13 protein-coding genes are annotated in these 23,853 nt (G+C 55.0%); 1 reads left to right on the forward strand and 12 read right to left on the reverse strand.

Going from position 1 to position 23,853, the window contains the following annotated elements; all coding sequences use genetic code 11:
* From NB063_RS15915 to NB063_RS15960, 10 genes are all read right to left on the reverse strand, one after another.
* Positions 1-6,630, reverse strand: a complete 6,630-nt coding sequence (locus tag NB063_RS15915) for a DEAD/DEAH box helicase (protein ID WP_250929720.1) — start codon at positions 6,628-6,630, stop codon at positions 1-3.
* On the reverse strand, positions 6,631-12,150 hold the full coding sequence (locus tag NB063_RS15920; protein ID WP_250929721.1) for a DNA methyltransferase family protein: 5,520 nt from the start codon (positions 12,148-12,150) through the stop codon (positions 6,631-6,633).
* A complete protein-coding gene (locus NB063_RS15925) occupies positions 12,151-13,386 on the reverse strand; it encodes a hypothetical protein (protein WP_250929722.1) in 1,236 nt (411 codons plus the stop codon). It abuts the gene before it with no gap.
* Positions 13,386-16,373, reverse strand: coding sequence for a DEAD/DEAH box helicase (locus NB063_RS15930; RefSeq protein ID WP_250929723.1), 2,988 nt, complete (start codon positions 16,371-16,373; stop codon positions 13,386-13,388). Before NB063_RS15930 ends, NB063_RS15925 begins: the two co-directional genes overlap by 1 nt.
* Positions 16,366-16,782 carry a hypothetical protein gene (locus NB063_RS15935; protein WP_250929724.1) on the reverse strand — a complete coding sequence of 139 codons (417 nt, stop codon included), beginning with the start codon at positions 16,780-16,782 and terminating at the stop codon, positions 16,366-16,368. The genes NB063_RS15930 and NB063_RS15935 overlap by 8 nt, the downstream gene beginning before the upstream one ends.
* Before the next feature lie 40 nt (positions 16,783-16,822).
* Positions 16,823-17,056, reverse strand: coding sequence for a MerR family transcriptional regulator (locus NB063_RS15940; RefSeq protein WP_250929725.1), 234 nt, complete (start codon positions 17,054-17,056; stop codon positions 16,823-16,825).
* Positions 17,057-17,339: 283 nt separating this feature from the next.
* Positions 17,340-21,173 (reverse strand): ATP-dependent DNA helicase, encoded by a 3,834-nt coding sequence (locus NB063_RS15945; protein WP_250929726.1) that lies wholly within the window; start codon positions 21,171-21,173, stop codon positions 17,340-17,342.
* Positions 21,174-21,391: 218 nt separating this feature from the next.
* Positions 21,392-21,760 (reverse strand): hypothetical protein, encoded by a 369-nt coding sequence (locus tag NB063_RS15950; protein ID WP_250929727.1) that lies wholly within the window; start codon positions 21,758-21,760, stop codon positions 21,392-21,394.
* Positions 21,760-22,020, reverse strand: coding sequence for a hypothetical protein (locus NB063_RS15955; protein ID WP_250929728.1), 261 nt, complete (start codon positions 22,018-22,020; stop codon positions 21,760-21,762). Before NB063_RS15955 ends, NB063_RS15950 begins: the two co-directional genes overlap by 1 nt.
* A complete protein-coding gene (locus NB063_RS15960) occupies positions 22,020-22,214 on the reverse strand; it encodes a hypothetical protein (protein WP_250929729.1) in 195 nt (64 codons plus the stop codon). The genes NB063_RS15955 and NB063_RS15960 overlap by 1 nt, the downstream gene beginning before the upstream one ends.
* A 483-nt stretch (positions 22,215-22,697) precedes the next feature.
* Between NB063_RS15960 and NB063_RS32475 the strand changes: the two genes are divergently transcribed.
* Entirely contained in the window at positions 22,698-22,949 is a 252-nt protein-coding gene (locus NB063_RS32475) for a helix-turn-helix domain-containing protein (RefSeq protein ID WP_322975230.1), read from the forward strand.
* Here NB063_RS32475 and NB063_RS15970 read toward each other — a convergent pair.
* Together NB063_RS15970 and NB063_RS15975 are read right to left on the reverse strand one after the other, a co-directional pair.
* Positions 22,858-23,550, reverse strand: coding sequence for a hypothetical protein (locus NB063_RS15970; protein WP_250929741.1), 693 nt, complete (start codon positions 23,548-23,550; stop codon positions 22,858-22,860). The genes NB063_RS32475 and NB063_RS15970 overlap by 92 nt on opposite strands.
* 67 nt (positions 23,551-23,617) lie before the next feature.
* Positions 23,618-23,853, reverse strand: a 236-nt coding sequence (locus NB063_RS15975) for a hypothetical protein (RefSeq protein ID WP_250929730.1), incomplete at its 5' end; no start/stop codon positions are given.

The following is a 23,853-nucleotide window of genomic DNA, read 5'->3' on the forward strand; positions in this document are numbered from 1 at the left end:
TCAAGCTCCTGAGATTCCCTTGGCGATCAGATCGATCAAGTGTGTAATACCTTTCGCTTGCAGGTCATCCGGTGTCACGACCTTCCAGCCCTGGTCTTGCCACGCTGATGCGAAATCAGACTGATCTCCGGCTAGAAGTGCGACCGGCGGTGAACAATTCGGCCAGGCCAACTCGGCAAACGCATCGTCTTCGATCTGTTCGTTGAAGTATTCGACTTTCGGTAGAGCCGCAGGCAACGGCAAAGCCGCGGCCGCCAACTCCTGCACGTATGGCTGCAGGCTCGGGAGAACATCTTCCATCACCGGCTGCCAGTCATCCGAGACCGCCTCCACAGCTTCGAGCGGTATTTCGGGAGCTGTGGTTTCACTTTCCGAAGCAGCCCAGAACCGGAAGTTCTCGCCGAACTGGTACAAGTTCAGACAGGCCAGGAACCGCCTCCATCGCTCAGTGAAATCGCTGCCTGTTGTCTCGGCTTCGCTGTCGCCAAGTCGTGCGAGCGTGATGACCTGGTTCTGCCTGTTGCTGACGGCATCACCGACGGTGATGTAACTCACCAGGTCCTGATTCAAGCTAGCCCTATCGTTGTAAACCCATTCTCCATTCTGCTGAGTTGCGACCTTGGGGAGTGCTGCACCGGGGCGCCATGTACTGAGAGCCGCCCGCAGTTCCTGGGCATTCACTGTCCGTTGGCCTGCCAACATCTGCAGCGGAAAATACGATGCAAACGTCGCCAGTTGGGCCCAACCGGGAGCATGCGGTGCTGCGATGAATGCTTTGAGCTGAACCAGCCCATTGCAAATCATCTTCCGGGCATCCGGGATGATCCTGCCTTGTCCCTTAGCCGCGTTCGCGTACTGCTGAAGCATCTGGGCGACCGGTGCATGGCACACCATCACGTGATCAGCGTTTTCAGGATTGAGATCGTCCCAGGTGACGCTCCAAACGTGGTACTTGCCACTCGCCAAAATGGAACGCCGCTTGTTCATGTCGTCCGCGAGGCGGTTAACGGGATGGCAGTGGTACTGAAAGCCGTCGGTGAAGATCGCAACCGGCTTGATACGATCATCATCCGTCCGCAAGACGAAATCAGGCTGTGATTGAACCGAAACCCCCTGGGCGGAACCTAGTGTAGGTTGCAATTCCAATTCCCAAAGTCGCTCGACACCGGGCAACGAGAAACGGAAGCCCTGGTTACCGCGAATGATGGTTTGTTCCCAACTGCCGTTTTGTTGTTCGACAAATGACTCCAAAAGGTCAACGAACTTCTTCTCCAACATGCTGCCAAACAGAGAGTTCGGCTTGATGGCTGCGAGGGCCTGTTGCGGCACCCGTTTCTCACCTGCAGCAATCAACTTGTTCAGCAGCGTGATTCCCCGCTCGCGGCTGATCGTGTCGGACTTATATTGCAGGTGATAAGTGCGAATGCAGCGATAGCATCCATCGGTATCCTGGCGATCCGGGTCCTGCCGCATTTGGCGACAAATGCACGTCTCCAGAGTGTTCCGCGCCAAACGCAACACATGCATGATGCCCTCGCCGTCGCGGTTTTGGCCGTCCTTCTCCTGATAGAGCGTCTTCAGGTAACCCGTTCCTCCGGGAACGCCGTCCAGCAGCACAACGTAATAGCGTTTCATTCCGGTAGCGGGGTCCGGCATGATCTGCGGAGAAACATTCAGGTGGGCCGGGTTCCCTTCAAACCGCAGCCGCAGGCCCAGGTGAACACATGCCGTCAGCGTGTCGATGTCATCATCGTCCGCGATCGGGAGCAACAGGCGAATCGCTTCCGATTTCAGCTCTCGGTACAGGTAGACCGGTTCCCAGTTGTACGGAAGTTCGTTTCGTCCTTCCTGTCGACGTTTGTCATTCGCTCGTCGGCGCGAACAGCTGCGACGATGCCGAATATCGTCCAGCGATGCTCCCGGCGAGACCGTGATGCCACAGTCGCGACACACTCGGAAGCCGTCTTCCGGAGCCTCTTGATCGACGCCAAACGGAACGATTCCCTGTTCGCCCTGATATCCGACGTTGACTTCTCGCATGATCACCGATGCACGGTACTCAATACCGAAAGGCAGTCCCTCATCACCGACGGCACCAGCCGGTGTGTCCTGAGTCAGGTCGAAGCTGCGAATGGTCTGGTAATACTCGCGATTCCGTTCGTCGCTACGGTCGCCGGACAGACTTTCGTAGTGCTCCATGTACGACAGAGCTTGCGAACGCGAGAACTCGATGAACTTTCGGTGCTGACCCTGATCGAGTTGGCTGTCTGAATCACCGTCATGTCCGCACTGTGGGCAGGCTGGCTGGGCTTCGGGCTTATCCAATTCGTCCTTGGGCCGCATGTGACCACAGGCACCGCAAATGGCCCATGTGAAGATCAGCGGATCCTGTGGGTTACCGATCGCAATCTGTTGAATGTCGAAGACGCGGCTGTGAGTGTAGAAGTGATTAGCCGGTGCCAGCTCCTTTAATGCCACACCTGCGGGACGCGTGATCTCGATTGGCTTGTGTTCCTGGTCGGACTTGCGATGTTTGTTGTAGATCGCACCGTAGAAGCGGACGCCACGTTCCGGAAACGCGTAATTGGGAAGGAGACCGTTATCGGTCAGGATCTCAAGCGCCGTGGTTCTGCTCAGGCTCATCAATCGCCCCTGCAGAATTCGCAATTCCTGCTCGATCTCCAGGCGTGCTTCCTTCTCTTCCTCGTCCAGCTTGGCGAGCTGATCACGAAGTCGTTTACGAGCGTTCTCCAGATCGCGAGTCATTCGCTCGAATTCACCGGTCGCCAGGTGCATCCGTTGCAGCAACAGATCGGACGATGTTTCGGTGACAAATCGCTCGCGAGTATCGGATTGCACGTCGTTGTGAAAACGTTTCAGGAACAGGCCGCGGAGGTCGGCTTCGTTCTTCGTAATCCACTGCAGCATCCTTGGGATGTTGCCCTCAGGCTTTGCCATGTCCTCGACGAGCTGCTTACCCGACTTCGGCAACTCAGTCAGTTCGCCGATTTTGGTGGCGGAGTCGAACCCGTACGCAAGATATTGGCGGACCAGCACCGCGGACGCGTCCAGCCAGCAACCGGGAGGATCCACTTTGCCTCGCAGCATCTCCGACGGGCGACCATAGAAGAACAAGTCGTGAGGACGTTGGTTGACCACCGAGACAATCAATGCTGTTCCCGTTGACCGGCCAGCCCGCCCGATCCGCTGCAGATAGCTGGCTGTGCTCGGCGGGATCGAGCACAGCATGGTGCTCGACAAGTCACCGATATCGATCCCCATTTCCAGCGTGCTGGTGCAGGTCAGGACATTGGGGTCATCAGTATGTTCAGTTCTCGAAAAATCAAGCTCGAGCTTCTCACGATCCTCGGTCGCCAACAGACCGGTATGTTCGCTGGCAACGACCCGCCTGAGTGCCCCTTTCCGGTAACGGTCCTGATAGTATTCCTGTCGAGGTGAGTAATCTCCATCCGCGTACCGACCTTTCTGAGAGTAATACTCCCAGCTCGGCGCGTCTTTCCAAAACTCGGCTTCAGCGGCAGGACGAATCAGAGCTTTGCCGCTCTCGCTGCAAATCAGATTGACCCGGTCCGACGTCAGGATCGCGGCGTGGGCCGAGACGGCATAGAAGTTTTTGGTCCCATCCTGATGAAGCCTTGTGAACAACCCGGCTTCCGTCCCGCACGTCAGCAAAGCCGCGATCAGATCCAACAGGCTGGTTTCGTCCGCGTTGGGCTTTCGAAGTGAACGTCTTGCCCAGACCAGTTGCCACGGTTGCCGACCGCCCTTTTTGGTCGGTGCCAATACGTGGTCATGCGTTCGTTGCGACTGCGTCACCATCAGATGCGGCTTGTAGTGTCCGCCACCGGGGTAGGTTTCGCGTCCTGGAATGGTGCGTCCGAACGGGTATTTTCCCCAGAAGTTGTTCTTCGCGAAGCTGTCCAGAAACGGATGTGCGATCGCACCGCGAATGCGAGCCCGATGCAGGAATCCGTAGATCCACAACTTGATCGCCTTGTCCGGCAGATCCGCCAGTGCGGGATCAATTCCGGGAATTCGTTCCCGAAGGTTTTTCAGAGTCGATTCGATCCGCTGATCATCCCAAGCGATACAGGAACTACCGGCAGGCTCTATTGTCCGACCATGAGTTTGCATCAGGCCGAATTCACTGGTCACTTCCCAAGTCAGTCGAAGATCGATCTCATCTCGTAAACGCTTGGGTGGATCGGATGCCGATGCGTTGTCGCGATAGTTCACGAAATCGGAATACTCATGCAAATCCGGCGGCAACAATGAAGCCATCGCCTCGCGAATGCTTCCTCGCCAACCGGGACGCGGCTGCGACCACCAATCCAACAAAGCTGGTCCCGCGTCACTCAACCGGATCCCGCTGTCGCCAGCGTCATCAATCACATGCTGAAGTGCGGTGCGGAACGTGAACTGGTACGTCCGAGATGAAAAGAATCCGGCACGGTGCGAAGCGTCCTGCACACTGTCCGTAAACGCCAGCAGTTTCGGGTCATTGTTCAGTACCGAACCAAACAGCTCATCGATTGCCACGCTGGACAACGTCGCCGATTGGCTACCGATGAAGAACACGCCATCTTTTGATTGGCAGTTGGGGCATCCCTGATCACCGACGGTGTTCTGCTTCTTGTCCAACCGCGTCTCGTGATTAACTTTGACCTTGAATCGCTTGGGATCGTTCGTCAGCGGGCAGGGACCGTCCTCCAGTCTCAGGACCAGACTTTTGGGGCACATGTACCACTGTTTGAACCCAAACTCTTGCTGGGCCAGATTTTCAGCTGGAGCTCCCTCTCCTTCTGAGGGAGGGGCGTCACTTAGTCCTTCCCTGTCCGGCGAGATCACGACAATGTTCGGATTTCGCATTCCCTTAAATCCGAACCAGCCACGGTAGATTTTTGACGGTTCGGCATCGAGCTGAAAGCCGCTGACGCCTTTCGCGCCAATCTGAGTCTCAGTGTTCGGATCGGCGAGTCCTACCCAGCCCGATTCACCGCATTCACTGCAATGAAAGACCGGCAGGCTGGGGAATTCCTGGGTCGGTTCATCCAGCCAGCTGAACACCGGTTTGTCATGAACCAGTCGCCCCAGTCGGCGCAGCTCGCGAATCCACAGCTGGACCTGAGTCGGCACCAGTGGAAATGCATGACCGCTGCGGACCTCCTTGGCCTGGGCAACCAGAGCGAAGAACGAGGCACATATGGATCCTCGGTCGGTCGTTTTTGGGAAGTCGTTGAACCCCAGTTCTTCACGGGCCAGTAGATCGACCAGGTTTTGCCAGGTGAGCGGACCTGAGCCGTCGGTTTCCGACTTTTCAAAGATGTTCAGCAGGTACTTGAATAGCATCCGTCCTTTCAGCCAGCCGCCCAGCTGTACGGACCACGCTTCGACCGCCTCCAGAGTCGCCTTTTCCTCATCGCTCAGCTTGTGATCGTCTTTGGAGAACAGATGATGGGGGATATCGGGTCCGGCATACTGAGGTCCGCCCCAAAGCACCGACTGCCGCAATGCGTACTTCAATGCATCTTCATCTTCGAGTGGTTGGCAACCCGTTGGATTCGGCAGTGTCACCTCCTCCGGATCCAGCACGACCATCTCTGCCACACTGACTCGGTCTTCTCCAATCACCGCTTCGGCGTTGATCTCTTCTTCAAACAACGTGCTGGCAAACTTGGCGAGTCGATCACTGCCCGTTTCCTTGGCATCGACGCTGCCGTCGGCTTTCTTGTTCGTGCTGTCTTTGGCTGGTTCACGATCATCCAGCGTGGCACTGGTTCCAACGACACACAGATCGCCCTTGGCAATGTCGAGTCGTTCTTTCAGCCGACGAATCAAACAGGCGACGTCGGCCCCTTGAGCTCCGTCATAGGTATGCAATTCATCCAGCACCAGATACTGCAGCACACCTGGATCGTTGAATCGCCACAACCGCTGGTCCTGCGGTCGCAGCAGCAGATAGTCGAGCATCTTGTAGTTGGTCAGCAGGATGTCGGGAGGATCTTCCTGTTGAGCCTCGTGATTGCTGATGCCGTGGGCTTCGCCCATCGCTTTCGTGCCGCTCCCTGCCGAAGCACCCGGGTCGGAGGGATCGTAGCGACCGGTGTAGTTGCCAACTCGAATTCCTGCTTGCTTCAGTTCGGACGTCCGCCAAATGACCTTGGCGAAGCGTTTCTCCTGGTCGGCGGCCAGAGCGTTCATCGGATACAGGATGATTGCTTTGATGCCCTTCTGGCCTTCCTTGCGAGCACGCAGGCAGTGATCAAGGATCGGGAACAGGAAGCATTCGGTTTTGCCGCTGCCGGTTCCTGTGGTCACAATCGTTGGTTTCGGTTTCTGCGACTTGCTGGCCAGTCGCCGCCATGATCGGTTCTGGTGTTTGAAAGGGTGAAACTCGACCGGGAAATCGAACGGCACGCGTTCGTTGGCATCGGCAGGACGATACGGTCGGCGAAGCTGAACCCACGGACCTTTGAACAAACCGGTATCCGGATCGGTCAGGAATCGCTCGAACGCTTTCTCGACCGACTTCTCTCGGAAGTCGAAGGTCGACTGCAGGTAGAACAGAACCTGCTTGCGGATATTCTCGGCTAGATGGGCTGGCAGCATTTATGACTGCCCTCCATACCGCTTCTCGAACTCTTCCCACGCTCGGGCGTAGTCGGCTTCGCGGTCGACTTTGGTGAAGGGTGGGTAGAAGGTTTTGGTGACGGTTTGCAGGCCGTCATCGATTTCCCAGCTGACTTCCAGTGGTGGGGCGTCGCCGATCTCGTCGGCGAAGGGCCAGTTGGGACTGAGGGCGTCTTCGGCGGGGCGGGTTTTGTAGGCCTCGGGGTGTTTTTCGAGGGCTTCGTTGCGGACGGTGCGGAACTGGGTGCCGCCCTGATTCTTGCGGACGGTGTTGGGGAGATGGCGGCCGCGTGCGTCGTACTCGTCGGCCAGTTCATACATGCGCATCACCGGAAACTGAACTCGGTAGATCGTCAGCAGTTCTTCGAGCGTCAGCCCCAACGCCATCGCCACCAACACATCGATTTCCAGTAGTGCCTGACGACGCGTGAAGTCGCTCCGCAGGGGCGTTTTCCAAGTCCAATCAGATGGGTCCAGCTCGTCCCACGGAAGTTCGTATTCGCTTGCAAAGCGGTGGTCTTCAGCTACCCATGCCTCAAGGTTAATGTCTTGAGATGCCAAAGACTGCCAGAGTTGACGATATTCATTGGTCAGACAATTCAGTCTTAGTCCTCGAACCAACAATGCGTTTGAAAAAACATCGCCTTCGATTATTGGGAATTTTTCCAAGAACTCCGTCGTACAGTTCGCACGTCCGGTCACTCGCAAAATGAAGTCGAATGGTACGGAAAACGTGGCGGTGGTAAACATCGCCATCATTCGTTCATCTTTGAATGCGACACTCATCAACGCATTAATGTGCTTCACTCCCTTGGGAATTATCGCACTGTCTAGTGACCGTTCGCCCTTGCTAATCATCTTTCGATTGGCATAGCGAAAATGTTGCGTTGAGTCCGTGCCATCCGGCCACTCGGGTATTTTGTGGAACGAGACGTCTGGCTGATAGACTGTCCTTGGCAGAAAGTTCTCGCCGATATTGGTCAAGTCGATGTCATCATACGCGCGATGCGAATTGCAGTTAGTGTTCGCTGTCTTATATAGAGGTTGGCCGACGTAAATGTGCGGGCCTGAAAGCACCAACTCACTTATACTCTGGGGTTGATATGATGGATTTTCAACCCTTTTGATTTGACGGTCTTCTTGTGCCCCGACTTCGTTAAAAAGCTGTGTTGCATAATAGGAACCTTTCAAGTCTGACAACCGCCGAGGCGCGGTAGCGACGCGGGAGATCACTTGGATAATCTCACTTGCATGAATTTGCGGCAACCTAGCTTCAAGTGGTGACGTTCCTTCTTCTTCGATGAACCTTGCGAATGTAGACAATTCACTCTCTGTGATGGTGACGATCCGTCGGCTATGCCCCCGAATCTCCCACGTGTCGTCATCTGCTTTGATTCCCGGCACTGGATCGTTTGGTTGCGAATGAGAATAGCAATGGCTTAGCGTCCTGGGGTCAAAAAGATTCGCAACCATACGAAATTCGATCGTGGATGACGGTGCCTGGTATACGTTGATGCTGAACTCAGCTCGATTATAAACGTCGGCGAATAGTTTGTGCTCATTTCGGAAATGGTAGTGTCCTCGCAGTCGTTCGTAGACGAAGCGTCGAAATGATCCGCCATTTGAGTCATCGAAAACGCCTTCCGGGTGCAATAGAACAAGAACTCCTGTGCGACTTATGATGTCCAGCGAGCGAACGATGAAGTTCTTGTAGTAATTGGCCTTCATACCCGCCAAGACGCCGTACTGCCGCGGCGAATTGAGACAGGCAACAGCACCTTCTCCACATCGAATCGCGGTTGCGATAAACGGACGGTTATTCTCCTGCGCAACAATCGCTTGCCTTGCGCGGTTTAGTGCACCACTCTTCGCTTCTTTGACTCCCAACATCGGTTCGCGTTCAGACATCGTTGCGGCTTCGGCCCACTCAGCCTTATTCCACGGCGGATTTCCAACAATCAAATCAAACCCACCGCCCATCGACTCTTCGCCGAGCACCTCCACAAAGGCTAATTCCCAATGATGAAAGTTTTGCTCACCGCGAATCGATTCGGCGACGCCGAACCACGGCACTCCACCGGCTAACAGTTCGGTATCGGGCACTTCGCCTTCGGGTGCGGCCTGCAACAGGACGCCGATGTTGAAACCCAGCTTGGCACTTAGGATTTCCGTCCATGACCTGTCGGGAGGATCGCCAGACAACAACAACCGGGCCGAGGCCAGAAATGCATTTCGGGTCGGCAGGTCGGCGACCTGATCGAGCGGCCAAAGCCAGAGGCTGCACCACGTATCCATCACCAATCGCAGACGCTGGAAGCTGCCGGACGTTGATTCGAGTTCTCGGCAAACCCGTTCCTGCTCAGCAAGCGACGGGCTTGGCTTGACCGCTTCGGAGCTGTTTGCGGGAACCGGCCAAACGGTGGCTGTGCAGACCGTGGCACACAGTGCTTCCGCGCGCTGCTGAGCGTACGTTCGCCAGTGCTGGTCAATCAGTTCACAGATGGCGATCGCTTCGTTGAGTGGCTCCTTCGTCCACTTGGGCGAGACCTGCTTCTTGATCCATTCACCAGCCGTATCGCAGTCGTCTTTCCAGAACGACTTCATTAGCTTGTCGCTGCGAGTTGGCACCATCTCCGGATCAAAGACCAAGAAGTGGTAAATCTCGTCGTCGCCCCGTGATTCACCTGGCTTCAAGAGACGCGGCAGTCCAGCTTTGTGCTCGCTGTGCTGCTCATCGAGCGTCAGGAAAATGTCGCACGAGATCCGCTCAACCTGACGCATGCGACCTTCAGGCAGCAATTCGTACAAAGCGAGCAGTTCGTCCTGATCCTTCTGGTTGCTCACCCATTTCCAGATCGTCTGCCGCTTCTCGTACAGCTTCTTGTCGTCTTTGCCCAAGCCAGCTGTACTTCGCTCCCTCGCACACTCGCAGAACCGCACGACCTGGGCTCGGCACTCGTCGGCATCCTCCGCCAACTCGTCCCACTTGATCTTGGTGACCAAATCAAGCGACTGTTTGCGGAACTTGGCAAACTCTTCCGGCGTCGTGTGTTCACGCAACTGCTCAATATCCGACTGGACCTGCTGAATCAACTTCGACGCCCAGGCATGTTCGCCACGGCGAAGTTGTTCCGTCGTCCAAACCGCTCGTCGGGCTCCGATCAGGCTGTTTCCACAACGCAGCCGCAGGCCGAACCAGGGCGTTGCTCCCGACTGATAGATATCGCGACCGCCGTTCTCCCCTTCCTTCACCAACAGACGATGGATACTACCCAGCCACAGCGAAAGCTGTCCCAGCTCAACGGCCGTTTCATTCAAGTCAACGCCGTAGATGTTGTTGGTGGCGATGTAATGCTTCACTCGCCGCAGCTCATCGCCAAAGCGAGCAGGCTCGATCGTGGTAGGAACTGTGCCGCTCTCCCATTCGAGCGACTTTTCAGCCACGAGCATCGTTGCCGATGAACCGCTGGATTCCAACTCCGGTACTGCGCCGACTACGGAGACCACTTCCGTTTCCACAACGGTTGCCGAATCCGCCCGCTTCGCTGTGTCTGCGTGTCGGATTCGCAAATCGGTGAGCGGAACTTCACCACTGGGGTACTTCTCCTGCAACTGCTTCTGCTTCATTTCGAGGTAACGGGTTGCCAGCTGCTCGGCGGCTTCGTTCAGGAACGCGCCACTGCCCATCGCCGGTTCGCAGATCTTCAACTGTAGGATTTTGTCGGCGTCGTCGGGTGTGTAATCCTTCAACAGTTCACGCAGGGCTTCCTCGACCAGGCATTTGGTCAACACTTCCGGCGTGTAGTACGATGCGGACTGTTCACGATCGATCCCGTTCAGGTGCAGGATGAATTCGCCTTTGCGGTAAACCCTAGGCTTGCCGTCTTCGAGTCGTTCGACTTCGTCCTTCTTGAATTCTTCCAGCCGATCCTTCGGAACGAACCAGGTCGGTGTCTTTTTGTCGCCAAAGTCCTTGCTGGCCGGTTTGACGTGGATTAACTCCTGATCAGCAAACATCCCCTTGTACGAAAGTAAGCCTTCGTAGACTGCGCCCAACTGGTTGATCCCCAGTTCCGCATAGTTGACGCGGCCAATGGTTTTAGAATTCTTGTCGGTACTGAGCGATAGCTTGCGTATCACCTGCTGCAAACAGCCGTTGGACAACATGGCCCGATTGAGCAGCGGTGTCGCATCAGGTGAAAACAGCGTTGCCGTTAGCGGACGAACTTCAAACGCCCGCACGGTTTCGCCATTGAATAGCAAGCGAGACTGTGCGTCCCTGTTGGAGTCGTCGTTCGGATGGAAACCGCCGTGAATGATGCGGAACAGTGACTTCAAATGCTGGTGAAAGTACTTTCCTTCACTCGTCGCATCGGTCAGCGGCACCAGCTCCAGATCACGAAGTGATTCCAGGCTGTAACCTAGCCGAAAAATGTTGTCGTCGACCGGCAGGATCTCCAGCTCACCACCGCGTGCTTCCGCGTAGAAACAAAACAACAGCCGATAAACGAACGTCAGTGCCTCGCGACGCAGATGCTCAGCCGTGATTTCATACGTGCGGTCGTCGAGCTCTGGCAGGTTGAGGGAGAAATTCTGCCCCGACCGTTTCAATTCGTCTTTCGAGAGTTTCAACAGCGGACGCTTCTCACGCTCGGTTCGGTCACGAGCCCACTCGTTGACTAGTAACTCGATCGCCTCGCGGACCGCGAACTGCAAACTCTCCGTTACACCATGAGCAAATCGATGGCTTTGCTCTTCCAGTTTGTCCAGCAGCACTTCGTCCGATTCGCCATCAGGACAAAGCGTATCGGCGGATATGAACGCCGCGATGTGGTTGAAGGTGTCCTTCTCTTTGCGACCGAACGCATCGTCCAGATCAAAGGACAGGAATCGGCCTTGAGCGAACGTGTTGCGATCGAGCAGCAACACCTGGCTACCGGCCAGCATCAGGATCCAGCGAGGTCCATCTTCCTCCGTAAAGATACGTCCAACGCAACGGCTCCAGTCGCCTTCACACAGTTTGTGGTCGGCCTGATTCTTGAGCTGATCCTTGTAGGGCTGCATGCCGAGAGGATCTTCGCTGGGCATGCCTTCTTTGAGACTGCCATCAGGAAGGCAAAAGTGCGTTTCGCAAACCACCAGCCAAGGCTTGTTGTATCGGTTGACTCGCCCCAGCGTCGGCACGTAGGTCTCCCCGCCCTCGGTGGGATGATCGAGTGGTTCGAGGTCGGTGTATCCCAGCGCATGCAGCAGTTGTGAGTGCCAGCCGCGAGCTTCATCACCAGCAAACTGTCGCCGGATTGGTTCTTCCTCATCCAGCACCTGAGTTTTGGCCCGGAAGTAATACTGCGACAGGTTCTGAAACCGCCGCGGCGGAGCATTCGACCCCAGCTCAACCCACTTCTTGACCAGCTCCTTCACGTCCTTGGTAAAGGTGCTGTCCAGGTAGTGCGACGAGTAGTATTCGCCAACGTTCGTAATGCAGGTGTCGAGTGGCATCTATTCCGATTCCTGAATGCGTTCGAGACCAAGATGTTCCGCGATCTCGGCAAATATGGCGTCCACTGCTTCCAACGATTCCTCTGAAACGGGCAACTCCAAAAAAACGAATGGCTGTTGATTTCGACCTCTACCAAATCGTTTTGGGCCATCAAACTTGCGGCCGTTCCACTCGTCACAACCAAGTGACGTTGACGCGCCTATCAAGATGACCTCCTCCTCCTCGGAACGGGCGTTTTGCGGAACCAACTTGATGAGCACAGTGTCGATTGGAGAAACACTCGTACTACCCTCCTCACTTCGGACTGATCCTTTGCCAAAGGAATGACGAGCCAGGTCTTCCATCTTTCGCAGGAGCTCCACCGTTTCCGGCCGACTTGTGTCATTGATGTTGTACGAGGTTACTGCGGGCCAAGCCGGATCAACTGCGTCGGAAACCGCCGGAGGAACGACCTGGCGGAACATCGTGCTCACTGCCTGCTGATACGGCGCACCAAGAACATCGAGCAAAGCGGCCGATTCCGCGATGCTTCCGTAACCAAGCCAGCCGATTTGCGATTTCACTTGCTCCCATTGCTCGGTTCCATCTTTCGACAGAAACAACGGCCGGAACTCTGACTGAGCAAAGTCTCCTGCAGAAAAGAACGGCTCCCGATCCCACGTCAGCGCAACGATGTGACAGTTGGAAGACGGCAGGTTCGCAAATCCAGCAGAACGGAATATGGAAAGAACTTCTCGTTTTTCGAGTCGACGGGGGCGACTCGACTTATCTCCGAGTCCGCCCGCCTGTGGAGGTCTCGCATAGGACTGGAGAATTGGCAGTGGCTCGGCCAAACGTGCTCCCCCATCCCAAATTGAAATCGCCTGGGTAAGTCGGAACTTCAAAGATAATTGTCCATTGATGGAGCTGTTGAATTTCTTCCTTGACATTCCTTTTTCGTTTGATGCGGTACAACTTAAATACCTCGCGACTTTGGCTTCTACAAATACCGCATATTTGCTGCCGCTGGTCGTGGTGCAAACGATGATCAAGTCGGGATTACCAAAGTCGTAGCAACCTATTTCAACGATTAGCAACACCGACGCGATTTCGCCAATCCAAGCTGGCTGGCTTCCGTTTCCCCAAACGACGGCACGAAGCAGGTGTTCAACGCCATTGACCCCCGACGCTTCAAGAGCCGCTGCGATTGCGTTGACGATTCCGCGTTCGCCGTACCAAAGTAGATCAACACTCATCAGTTGACTCCTTCAATGACAAGGACCAACTGTGTGGACGGTTCCGTCGATGCAGTGAAGTAGGTGTCCTGCCAGTTGTCTTCTCGGTCGCGCAAGTAGGCGTCCATCTCTTCCAGGTCTTTGCGATACATCTTTGTCTTGCGATGATTCGGCGGCAGCTTTTCAATGCGGGATTCCAGCAACTCCTGACGACGATTCTTCCAGTTGCGTAGCCTGCGGTTCTCACGTCGCAGAAAGGGCAGCAAGCTGTCGACATGTTTCCGACCAAGTTCACGCATATGTTCAAGACTGGATTCCACCGCGGCTTCGATCAGCGGCCCCTGGATTGCCTTGATGTCGCCCGTGTTGCCTTGATTGACGAGACTGTCAAATCCGGCGGCATCCAACGCATCGCGAAGCGAACGATGCTCGAACCCGCCCCCTTTGCGAAATGAGATCGCATGGGCATCCACCACCAGCGGAGCCCCCGCGCGGGAACTGACCTGGCCGATGAAACAGAAACAAAGTTCGCCGGATTCGAGACTGCGTGATGTGATGTGGGGACATTCGCCCCGCTTCATCAGCATCAACAGTCGCTCGGTGATCCATTGCAGAATCGGTTGCTGGTCCGTCGCAAGCAGTTCCCGAGACCAATGGCCCGATGTGTTGCGAGCCGCCTTGATCGCCAACTCAACACGATCCGGATCTTCCGTCAAACGGAATTGGTTGTCCTCCGGCCACGCTTCTGACGGAATCGCCGTGGCACCGAAGACCACATCGCCGCGCTCGTTGGGAGCACCAAGTCGACGTCGCAAGTCCTTCGGTGCGTTCAGCAGCATCAACTTTCCGTTTTCTTCGATGGCCGCATAATCCTGATGTAGCTCCGCCAGGTAGCGATAACCATCCAGCAGGAATCGCTTGTCGTCGTACAGCCGCAGTCGCGAATACTTTTTGCCAGATGAATCAGCCGTGGGATCCGCGGCGGAAGCTTCCTCAGTTTCACCCAGCAGGAATTTCAGGAAGTCTTCCTGTCCCGCCGGGTTGGCCTGGCTCAGGACGGATTCCAGTTCGGTCGACTCGACTTCACCTTCCGACGAAGGTTTCTCCAGGACGTCGACATTGCCCTGCAGAATTCCGGCCTCGGCGATGTAGCGTTCTTCCGCTTCAGGGTCGTACAGTTTCAGGACCGTTTCGCCCTGGCGTGTCGAACGATTGATCTCCTCGACCTTTTCGATCAGTCGCTCGAAGATCGATTCGTCGCCTTTCAACATTCCATCGCGTGTGCTGATTCGCAGGTATCGAAGAACCGGGCTTTCAGTTTGTCCAAAGCGGTCGATGCGACCATTGCGTTGAATCAAAGTGATGATCGACCAGGGCAAGTCGTAATGGATGATGTTGTGACACTGGTGATGCAGATTGACACCTTCGGAAGCCACGTCTGTCGCCAGCAGCATTCGGACATCAGATGCACCTGTTCCAAATGCCTCCACTGTCTTCATCAGATGGATGTCCGGACACGACCCGTTGATCGTGGCCAGTGCCTGCTTGGGTTGTTGCTCGAACTTCGGTGAGTATTTGATCTTGAAGTCTTTGGCCAATGTGGCGGCCAGGGCATCCTGTGTTTCGCGATACTCGGTGAAGACCAGAACGCGGGGACTGGTTTCCTTGCCGTCCCAACCGATCGCTTCCAATTGGCGTTTGAGAAGCTGATATCTGGACGAGTCGCGAATGCTCAGCGTGCCGAGTTGCGAATCCATACGATTGAGGTAGGGAAGCTCGGGACTCTCCGGGTCTTTGGCCTGAACCGCCGTAATCCGTTTCTGTAACGTTTTGCGACAGGATTCGGGGCTGGACAGAAACTGCTTGTAGATGCCGTACTGCACCAGGACGTTGTTCTTCCAGGCTTCCTCGCCCTTGTTCTTTGTCGCTTCGGCACGAAGTTCAGACAGAATTGCGTAGACCTTTTCTTCTTCAGCCGTGGCCGGAACTGTCGTCTGATCGATCGGCACAAGCAGGCGGTCAGTCAGATCGGCACCTGCATCCTCTCGCACGTCTTCCTTAAACCGCATCAGGAAGAAGCCTCTGATGTCGTCGGCGCTGTACTCCTTGAAGTCCGGGTCCGGAATCGCAGACGGATCAAGCAGCGAAATCAACCGGCCAAAGGTCTCACGTTTGCCGTTGTGCGGTGTAGCAGTCGTTAGCAGCATCGAATCCGTTCGCCGCGACAGCAATCGAGCCAGCCGATACGCGAGATGTCGTTCCGGGACACTGGCACCCGCGACGTTGTGGGCTTCGTCGATGACGACACAGTCCCAACGGGTGTTTTCCAGAAAGTGCCGATAACTGCCCACATTCTTCAGCGTATCGATACTGATAATGACCCGTTGGTAGACTTCAAAGGGGTTCTTGTTGGCCGGGATTCGCAATCGCAGCTTGGCGATGCCCGCCGAGTCCAATCGAACCAGGGGAATTCCAAAGCGATTCCAGAGCTCCGACTGAAACTGAGTCAGCATCGATTTTTTGGCGAGCACAAGAATGCGATTGGCCCGGCCCCGACGCATCAGTTCCGAGAGCACCATCCCCACCTGGATTGTCTTACCGAGTCCGACGGCATCCGCCAGCAAAAGTCGCGGCCGAAGTTGCCGCAGAGCCCATTCGACGGTCTGGATTTGAAACTTCATCGGCTTGAAGACGCCCATGCCTTCCAGATCAGGCTCAACGCCGGTCGCGGGCATCTGTCGGAGCTGGGCTTCCAAAAATAGTTTCGCCATCCGATAGCCACTGGACTGATCCTGCACAAGCTGCGTGTTGCGAGGATCAACCGGCTCAATCGTGTCCAGTTGAGTCAAAAAGATGGCTTCGTGGCCACGGACCAGGTCGTCCGCACCGACACAGTGAACGGCGTAGTTCTGGTGACTGTGATCGGACGGGTCGACACGAGTGACCAGCCATTCGGCATCCCGACACAAGACGCGCATACCTGGCGTGGGAGCTGCAATTTTAGGCATCGTCGTAGTCCTCCGAATTAAGACGGAGGTCATTCAGCCCGGCTAACCGAAGACACGAGTTCAACACTTCCACATCATCCTCGAAGCCGATCGGCGAATCGAAATCGGGCTCGTCGTCGTCGCAGCTTGAAAAGTAAAGCATCGCCGCAGCTAACCAGGTTTGGTGGTTTGCCGACAGAGAATCCCAGACATTCGCCACCCGCTCGATCACGTCAACAATGGCCGATGCCAGTCGCACATTAATCATTCGATTCGCTGCGTGCGCCTGTTGCGTTTGCTCCAGGTGCTGCCGAGCTTCCTCCAATAAATGACCGGGAGAAATTGTCTCTGCCCGATCTGCATATTCAGACAGGCGGTCGAATTGAGACCGCGTCAGTCCAGTAGGATGAAATTCAAATTGATCACTCACGAGTGATGTCCTATTTGTGTGCCGATTCAGCCTGTGCTGCTTACTTCCCGCCTCGTTTCTTCGACTTAACCTTCGGTTTCGATTGCAGAACGGGCTCTGCAATCTTCGAACGAAGTCGTTCAACATCCGCCTGCTTGAACAACCGGTAGTTGTTCAAGGGATGGCGGTACTCCGGTAATTTGCCGCTAGATCCCCAGGCCCGAACGGTGTTTGGAGAAACTCCAAGCGTTTCCGCCGTTTCTTTGACCGTCAGGAATTTCGCTTCGGTGGCCATGACCAATACCTCGCTTATACGGAATAGCCGATCGCGATCCTCCAAACATTACCAGACATTCACAGCCGAAACAATCAGCACGGGCGCCGTCGGCGTGATGCGTGCCGGAGTTTGCCGGTCGGCGAAACTGGGGAAGGTCGCAGCGACACGGCAGCCCGCAAGAAGATCGGCAACCCACGGACCGCACCGTTCTCAGGAGAAGCCAACTGCAGGTTTCGCTGTCGAATATGAAATGCGAGGGCGAATTAGCCCCAAGCGCACATGCTTTGAAGATCTTTGAAGATCAGGCCTTTAGAACGTCCTCTATCAGGCGGTTGATGTGCGAGGAATCAATGCCGCCATTTGGATCGTCGCGAGAGATGATCAAAGTGCCGTTGGGACCGACGCCTTCGGTGTGTGGCAGAATTTCATTGTCCCGGTACCACTGCTCCTTCTCCAACCATCGACGCTTGTAGTCACTGTTTCCGAGCATTCCGAGATGCTCCCAGTAGTACATTTTTCCCGTGTCATCATCTTCGATCGTGAAGTCGGGGAACTTGTTTTGTGGTTCGCCATCCAGCTTCAGCTCCTGCTCGTATTCGTAATCGATTTTCCTGGCATGAAGCAGATTGGCGATAATGACCTCAGATTTGGAGCGAACAAGTTCACCACGAGTTGTGTTATGAATCAGTCGTTCCTCAAGAAACGCTCCCTTGATCTCGATCGGCTTCGGAGGGCCAAACAGATTGGTCAGGCGGCAAGCGGCGGCCGAGTATCGTTCGGAACTGAATCGGTGCAGGTCCGTCGCCGATCCTTGCAGCAGTACAACAACTTTCTCCCTTTGTCGGGTGAGCGCCGTGTATAGAAGTTCGCGCGTGACCATGAGCGGGGAACGCGGCAAGACGAGAAACACTTTCTTAAATTCGCTGCCCTGAGCTTTGTGAACGGTGAGCGCGTAAGCCAGTTCGAGACTGGCCTCGCCTTCTTCCTTGAAGTCGCTTTGATAGAACTTGAACGCAGTCCCTCGCTGCGTAGAGAATTCAATTTCCAGATATGTCGGGTCCCAATACTTCTTCTTGGTTCGCCTGTGTCCTACTGCAACTCCGATTTCGCCGTTTGCCAAATAGCCTTCCTTCTCAGGCATGGGATACATTCGCTTTTTATAGATCCTCCGGTTGCGATTATTGATGACCTTATCCCCATAAACGATCTGGTGCTCACCCATCGGCCTGGGAATGCTTCGCTTGCCCTTGAAGCTCCTCGCCTGCTCGATCGTTCGTTCCTTATACCTTGTATGAATTAAGCGATTGATCGTCTCCACCCCCCACGGTTTTTGGCGGACGGGGCTCAAAATCTGCCACGCTTCGGCAGCCAGACCTGCGCCATCGAATTTGCCCCATTTGGTGTTGAACCAGAGAGAACCGTTGTCGTCAGGATTGCCTCCAAGAGAAATGCTGAATGCCTGCCAGTCCTCATACTCGGGACTAAACTCAAGAGTATCACGGAGTACATCCGGCAAAGCCTTCTCCAATTCGTCTGGCGTTTCCCAGGTCACGAACTGAACCGTCTCACTCTTGCGCTTTCCGGACAATATGTCGAAGACCTGATCGTCGCCAGCGCTTGTTTCGCCGCCGCCGAACCACGACGCGAGCAACAAGTCATCACGCTCGCCGGCACCTTGTCGACGTGGAATCATGAGCTCCGCGAATCCGGGGGAAACGTGCGGCTCATCCGCAGGGAAATCGTCGGGTTGAAGGCGAGCGACGATGTCAATAAAGGGGCGACCGGCACCGATCGGCGGAAGTTGTCGATAGTCACCTACAAAAATAAGTCGATCGACTTTGTTGAGCGATTCGATCAGCGAGGCCATCATTTCTTCGGTCAGCATTGAGCACTCATCAACGATGACCGTCTTCGCAACCTGATCGCCGCGTTCTCCTGTCATCAAGTACCGCTGCGTTGATCCGTCGTAACGATCCGTACCACTCAAATGTTGGGCCAATGTGAACGCCTGACTATTCTTAATGCCGGCTTTTCGGGCGACATCTTCCATTCGAACGCGTGCTTTACCAGTCGGAGCAAGTAACAGCACGCCGTCTTTGCCGATTCGCGGCTGAGCACACAGCACGGATAGCAGGGTTGTCTTTCCCGTGCCGGCCCTCCCGATAAGTACACTGAACCGAGACGCTGCAAGTTCCTCCAACGCAGTCGTTTTCTCGGCACGGGCCAGTTCTTCTCGTTCACGTTCCTCAGGGTCGTCGGGCAACGCGACTTTGTTCTTCGCCAGAAAGGAGTCCAACGAGTCGCGCCAATCAATTTTCAGGGCATGCCGTTTTCCTGCGATACGCTTTTCGATCGTACGGCGTATCAGATCGCCAGCCGCACCAAGACGTTCAAGTTGATAAGCTGGCTTATCGTTCGCCATTTTGACGATGCGAATCTCATCCTCAAACAGTTCTTCTTCGGCGACTGACATGAGGTCCGCCGTGACTTGCGATTTTTGTTCATCGTCGTCGCCCGCCTGACGTCGCAAATCGCGAATAACGTCATCGCGTTGACGCAGCGTATCGCCGTTTTGAGCCGCATCTTCAAGATTGCGAATAGTCAACGCACGCAATCGCCGCGCATCGACGGCGGTTTTGACCAGAGATGGCTCTGGAATGGGGAACTTCTTCCGAATCATTCCACTGGGAAACAGACCGCGATCAACGATCCCAATCGAAGCGGGTTCGGCGGTGAGCCGCGTCGCTTCATAGATCAAATAGGGATTAGCAACGATGTCGTTGTCCGTAAAAGCGATACCCCAGTCTTCTCGCTCTTCGGGAGATGCCAACACACTTGCCTGATCCTGTGTCAAATCCATTCGACTCAGCAGTTCCAGGAATCCTCGCCGGTCTTTATTCATTCGTTTCCATGACTTGGCGATCGTGCTGTCAATGTGCCGTGCAAGTTCTGCTGGCAGGTTTGATGATGGATCTCCGACAGCATCAAACCACGCCGGCCATGGATTTTCTTTTTCACCGACCTTGTCGATCAACGCCTGCGCAACAAAGTTCCCCATCGTGACGCCGGTGGCGGACAGGACTGATCCGAGACCAGGAAACGGTCCTCGCTTGTTCCAAAGACGTCCCAACTCTCGGTCGATCCACTTTTCATACGGATCAGACGCGTACCCGAACAACTCGGAACTGCGTTGTAGCGCGTCTCGGATGGAAAGCAGCCCGCTGATAGCGGCGTCATTACTGACATGCTCAGTGCCGTAGGAGAACTCACTGAACCGGTCTTCAGGCGCGAACGCAACCGCTTCAACGGGATCGAATGCACGTCCTTCGTCGCTTTCTTCCATTGCCTGTTGGTAGGGCAGAAGAAATCCGTCCGAGAAATCAGGTCGAATCGTATGCGTTACCATGCACTCCCAGAGCATGCTTCGCAACCTATCACCAGGATCTCCGTCATATTTGTATTCGGTCAACTTACCAAGGTGCTTGACGCGCCCCACGCCGATCAGCACACGTCGCCCCGTGTCCTCGACCAGCGGAACCTGCTTTGCGTAGAAGAACACCAACGATTCTTGAGGTCGCACATGCTTCCAAAAGCATTCGAGTAGAGCAATGTGATTACGACGGTCCTGAACCCAGTTGGTTTTGAATCCCAATTCTTCCTCCGAGGGTTCAAACTGCAGGTCGACTCCTTCTAGCGGATAACGCTCGACTTTTGGATTGACATCCTTTTTCCCCTTTGAATCGCCAAAGACTTCGTCTCGCATCATCCAAAGAAAAGGGACAGCCGCCGCTGAGTAGGCCGGATGACGTAGGGATGTGGGCCGAAAGTGACCGTGAGTCGTCGAGTTACCCCTTGCATATGGATGCTCAGTGACCCGATCGAACTCGAAATCGGCCATGAACGTGGCTCGTTCTTTCACGCATGGTGGAAGCCGAATTCCCTCGTCGATCAGTTCAAGAACCGACTTTCCGGCGACTGCTTCTTCCGCTTCTTCATCCTTGCTGTCCGCAATGCCCTTGAGTTTGAGACATGAGGTATTGAACTTCGGCTGATTGCAGACTGTCCCGGTCCAGCCGTTGTCATGCCAGGGAACACGAATGGACACGTGTTGCATGGGGTAGGAAATGTCAGTCATGGCGCTCACTTCTTCATCATTTGACCGTTGGAAGTTCGTTTTTTGTCTGACATGCAGTTTATCAAACACAAGGCTACAACGAAGCTGAGGCGACTCTCGAAATTTGCTCGTCTTCTACGTGGAGAACAACACCCAAGCGGTTCACAATTACGCGAATTAAGAGCGTCGCCACAAAACTGAGTCTGACCATCGCAGGTCAGACTCAGAAAGCCTGAGTGTCAGGCACAGTGTTCGCAGCGTCCATGCTGCTCACGCGTTTGAATCACCGCAGTGATGTTGCGAGCCCATTCGTTGTCGTCGTCTTCGCCATTGAGCGTCGCACGAATGAATTTCAGGGCTGACTCTTCGCACTGTCCGAACGTAATCGATTCCAGCTGACGAATGTCGCCTTTGGCCAATCCGAGTCGGCAGACTGCGAACTCCTGTAGTCCAGTCGGTGACGTTGAATCGTTCAACCAGATGTAGCGAGGGTGACCAGCCACCTGAAACGCCTGACAGCAAAACCATCTCTTTTCCGTCAGGTTTTTTGCGAGTTCTTCCGCCGAACCGACTTCAGCAACGCACCAGACTCGATCTGCATGAAGCATCATTCACCTCCTTTCGTTCTTGTTTGGCGTTGGTTTCGCCGTTTCTTCACATCATCGACTTTGTTGGCAACAACCAGGCACGTGAACGATGCAATCGTCTTGTGCCAATTCTTACCGAGCGACTCATCGCCAACCGCGACGGGCGGGAATCCGCCTTTGCGAATCCATTCGTACAGAGCGTCGGCCAGTTCCTTCGCTTCGTCCCACTCTTTGCGTTTCAACGCTTCGAGCATTTCAGTCCATGTTTGTTGAGGATCCATCACAGGTCCTCCCCAAACTCGACCATCGCTTCCGGCCAATACTTAATGCCTCCGTCGTTGAAAGCATCGGGTTCGACGGTGTAACCGTCACCGCATTCAGTGCATTTGACATCGATCGTCGCGTCGTCTGCACCAGCTACTTCGAGTTGGCCGCTGCATGAGCGGCACTTGCCATCGTTAAGATCTACCAGCATCGATTCGTCTCCTGTGCCTGTTTGAGAAAGAGCTTGCTCAGACATTGGCTCCGCTGACCGTCAGCAGAACTGAGGAGACATTGCACCGATCGAGATACCAGCGCAAGCAAATTGGCGATGAGCTCACGGCAGGCGGTGACTGCCGAGCGAATGTCTGGCACGAACGCAGTTATGCAACTCCGTCCCGGTAGATGCGGATCAGCACAAAAAAACGCGTTTGATCCCGGCTTCCTGCCGATCACCAAACGCGTTGCACTCGCAGACGCCGGATTGCTTTGCTGCTACTTTGTCTGCTTCTTCGGATTTGCCTGCGGTTTTTCCGCGGGCTTCGTTCCCTGGGGCTGCTTGACGCTTCCGTGACTTCCACCGTTCGCCATGACTGTTCTCCCTTTGAAAAAAGTGTTCTGCGCTCGTCGTGTTAGTCCATTTTGGACTAAGCCAAGTTGGACTATACCATCAGCCGCGAAGGGAGACCAGTGCTTTATGGAAAAATCGATTTACACGCGTGAATACAAGGCCCTGACTCGTTTGCTGTGTCAGACGCGTGAGAATGCCGGAATTAGTCAGATGGAATTGGCCGAGAAGCTGGGACAATCTCAGTCATTCGTGAGTAAGTGTGAACGCGGGGAGCGGCGGCTCGACATCATTCAGCTTCGAACGGTTTGCCTGACACTGGGCCTGACGCTGCCGGAGTTTGTTGAGCAACTGGAACGGGCTCTCCGCTCACGGAAGTAGCAATTTCGGTGGGCGATGATTGTCGATTTCCCTCTGACGGAGCAGTGTCACCGCACAACGTTGCCGACAATAACTGCTGACTCCTCGCGTAGTATTTGCTCAAGGTGTCACGGGATGTGGCGAAGAACACTACTTCGAGGCCGAAAAACGCAACGTCAATCCAACGCAGTCCGAAGACTCCACCAAGACTAAGGCGGTAGCAGCCGTATGCGATCGCGGTCGCCACCAGCATGTTGGCGTAGAACTGATAGTGCCGGTAGTGAATCTCTATCAGAAGCACGAAAGCATTTACGTTCGTTCCGAGCCGCGAAAAGTCGAGCGATGGGATTGCCAGGCCGGTCCAACCGTGGAGCGTATCAACGGCCGCCCATCGGATTGCACTGACTGTCATCCCAGCAGCGATCGCTGCCAATGTCAGGAACAAAAAGCCTCCGATACTCGGCGATTCGGTGGGGCCAATTGCGAACCAGCTTTTTAACGTCGGCGAGAAATTCGACAGACCAGCAAGGACGGTTGCGCCCGGCACCAGGTAGGCAATCAATGGGCCGAAGTTGTCATTGGTTACCGCTTGCATGCAACGACGGTGCAACGTTGCACGCATCACCGGTGGAATGCAAGCCGATCGGTCGGAGACCGCTCCACGGAATTCGTCTCAAAAGAAAGGAAGTTCAGGTCAGTTCAATCGCCGCTGGCCTGATCCTCGCACGATTTTCTGGCGCTTCCAGGTGTTTCGCGCTACGCTCGCCGTTGGTTCTTTCCATTTCCACCGGCTTCAACGAAAGAGGAGTAGCCATGACTGCAAACGGGACCTTGATGAACCATTGTGGGGCATCACTTGTGACGAAGGGCGATCTGGAAATCATTCCAGCACCGCCACCAACTGAAACGTAACCGTTCACCAGAA

Source organism: Aporhodopirellula aestuarii (assembly GCF_023701485.1).
GTDB classification, from domain to species: Bacteria; Planctomycetota; Planctomycetia; order Pirellulales; family Pirellulaceae; genus Rhodopirellula; species Rhodopirellula aestuarii.

Bases quoted from the DNA above. Each gene is read 5' to 3' on its own strand.
- NB063_RS15955 (WP_250929728.1), bottom strand. From the start codon at position 22,020: ATGGATCCTCAACAAACATGGACTGAAATGCTCGAAGCGTTGAAACGC.
- NB063_RS15940 (WP_250929725.1), bottom strand. From the start codon at position 17,056: ATGGCCACCGAAGCGAAATTCCTGACGGTCAAAGAAACGGCGGAAACG.
- NB063_RS15920 (WP_250929721.1), bottom strand. From the start codon at position 12,150: ATGCCACTCGACACCTGCATTACGAACGTTGGCGAATACTACTCGTCG.
- NB063_RS15915 (WP_250929720.1), bottom strand. From the start codon at position 6,630: ATGCTGCCAGCCCATCTAGCCGAGAATATCCGCAAGCAGGTTCTGTTC.
- NB063_RS15925 (WP_250929722.1), bottom strand. From the start codon at position 13,386: ATGAGTGTTGATCTACTTTGGTACGGCGAACGCGGAATCGTCAACGCA.
- NB063_RS32475 (WP_322975230.1), top strand. From the start codon at position 22,698: ATGGAAAAATCGATTTACACGCGTGAATACAAGGCCCTGACTCGTTTG.
- NB063_RS15960 (WP_250929729.1), bottom strand. From the start codon at position 22,214: ATGCTGGTAGATCTTAACGATGGCAAGTGCCGCTCATGCAGCGGCCAA.
- NB063_RS15970 (WP_250929741.1), bottom strand. From the start codon at position 23,550: ATGCGTGCAACGTTGCACCGTCGTTGCATGCAAGCGGTAACCAATGAC.
- NB063_RS15950 (WP_250929727.1), bottom strand. From the start codon at position 21,760: ATGCTTCATGCAGATCGAGTCTGGTGCGTTGCTGAAGTCGGTTCGGCG.
- NB063_RS15930 (WP_250929723.1), bottom strand. From the start codon at position 16,373: ATGCCTAAAATTGCAGCTCCCACGCCAGGTATGCGCGTCTTGTGTCGG.
- NB063_RS15945 (WP_250929726.1), bottom strand. From the start codon at position 21,173: ATGACTGACATTTCCTACCCCATGCAACACGTGTCCATTCGTGTTCCC.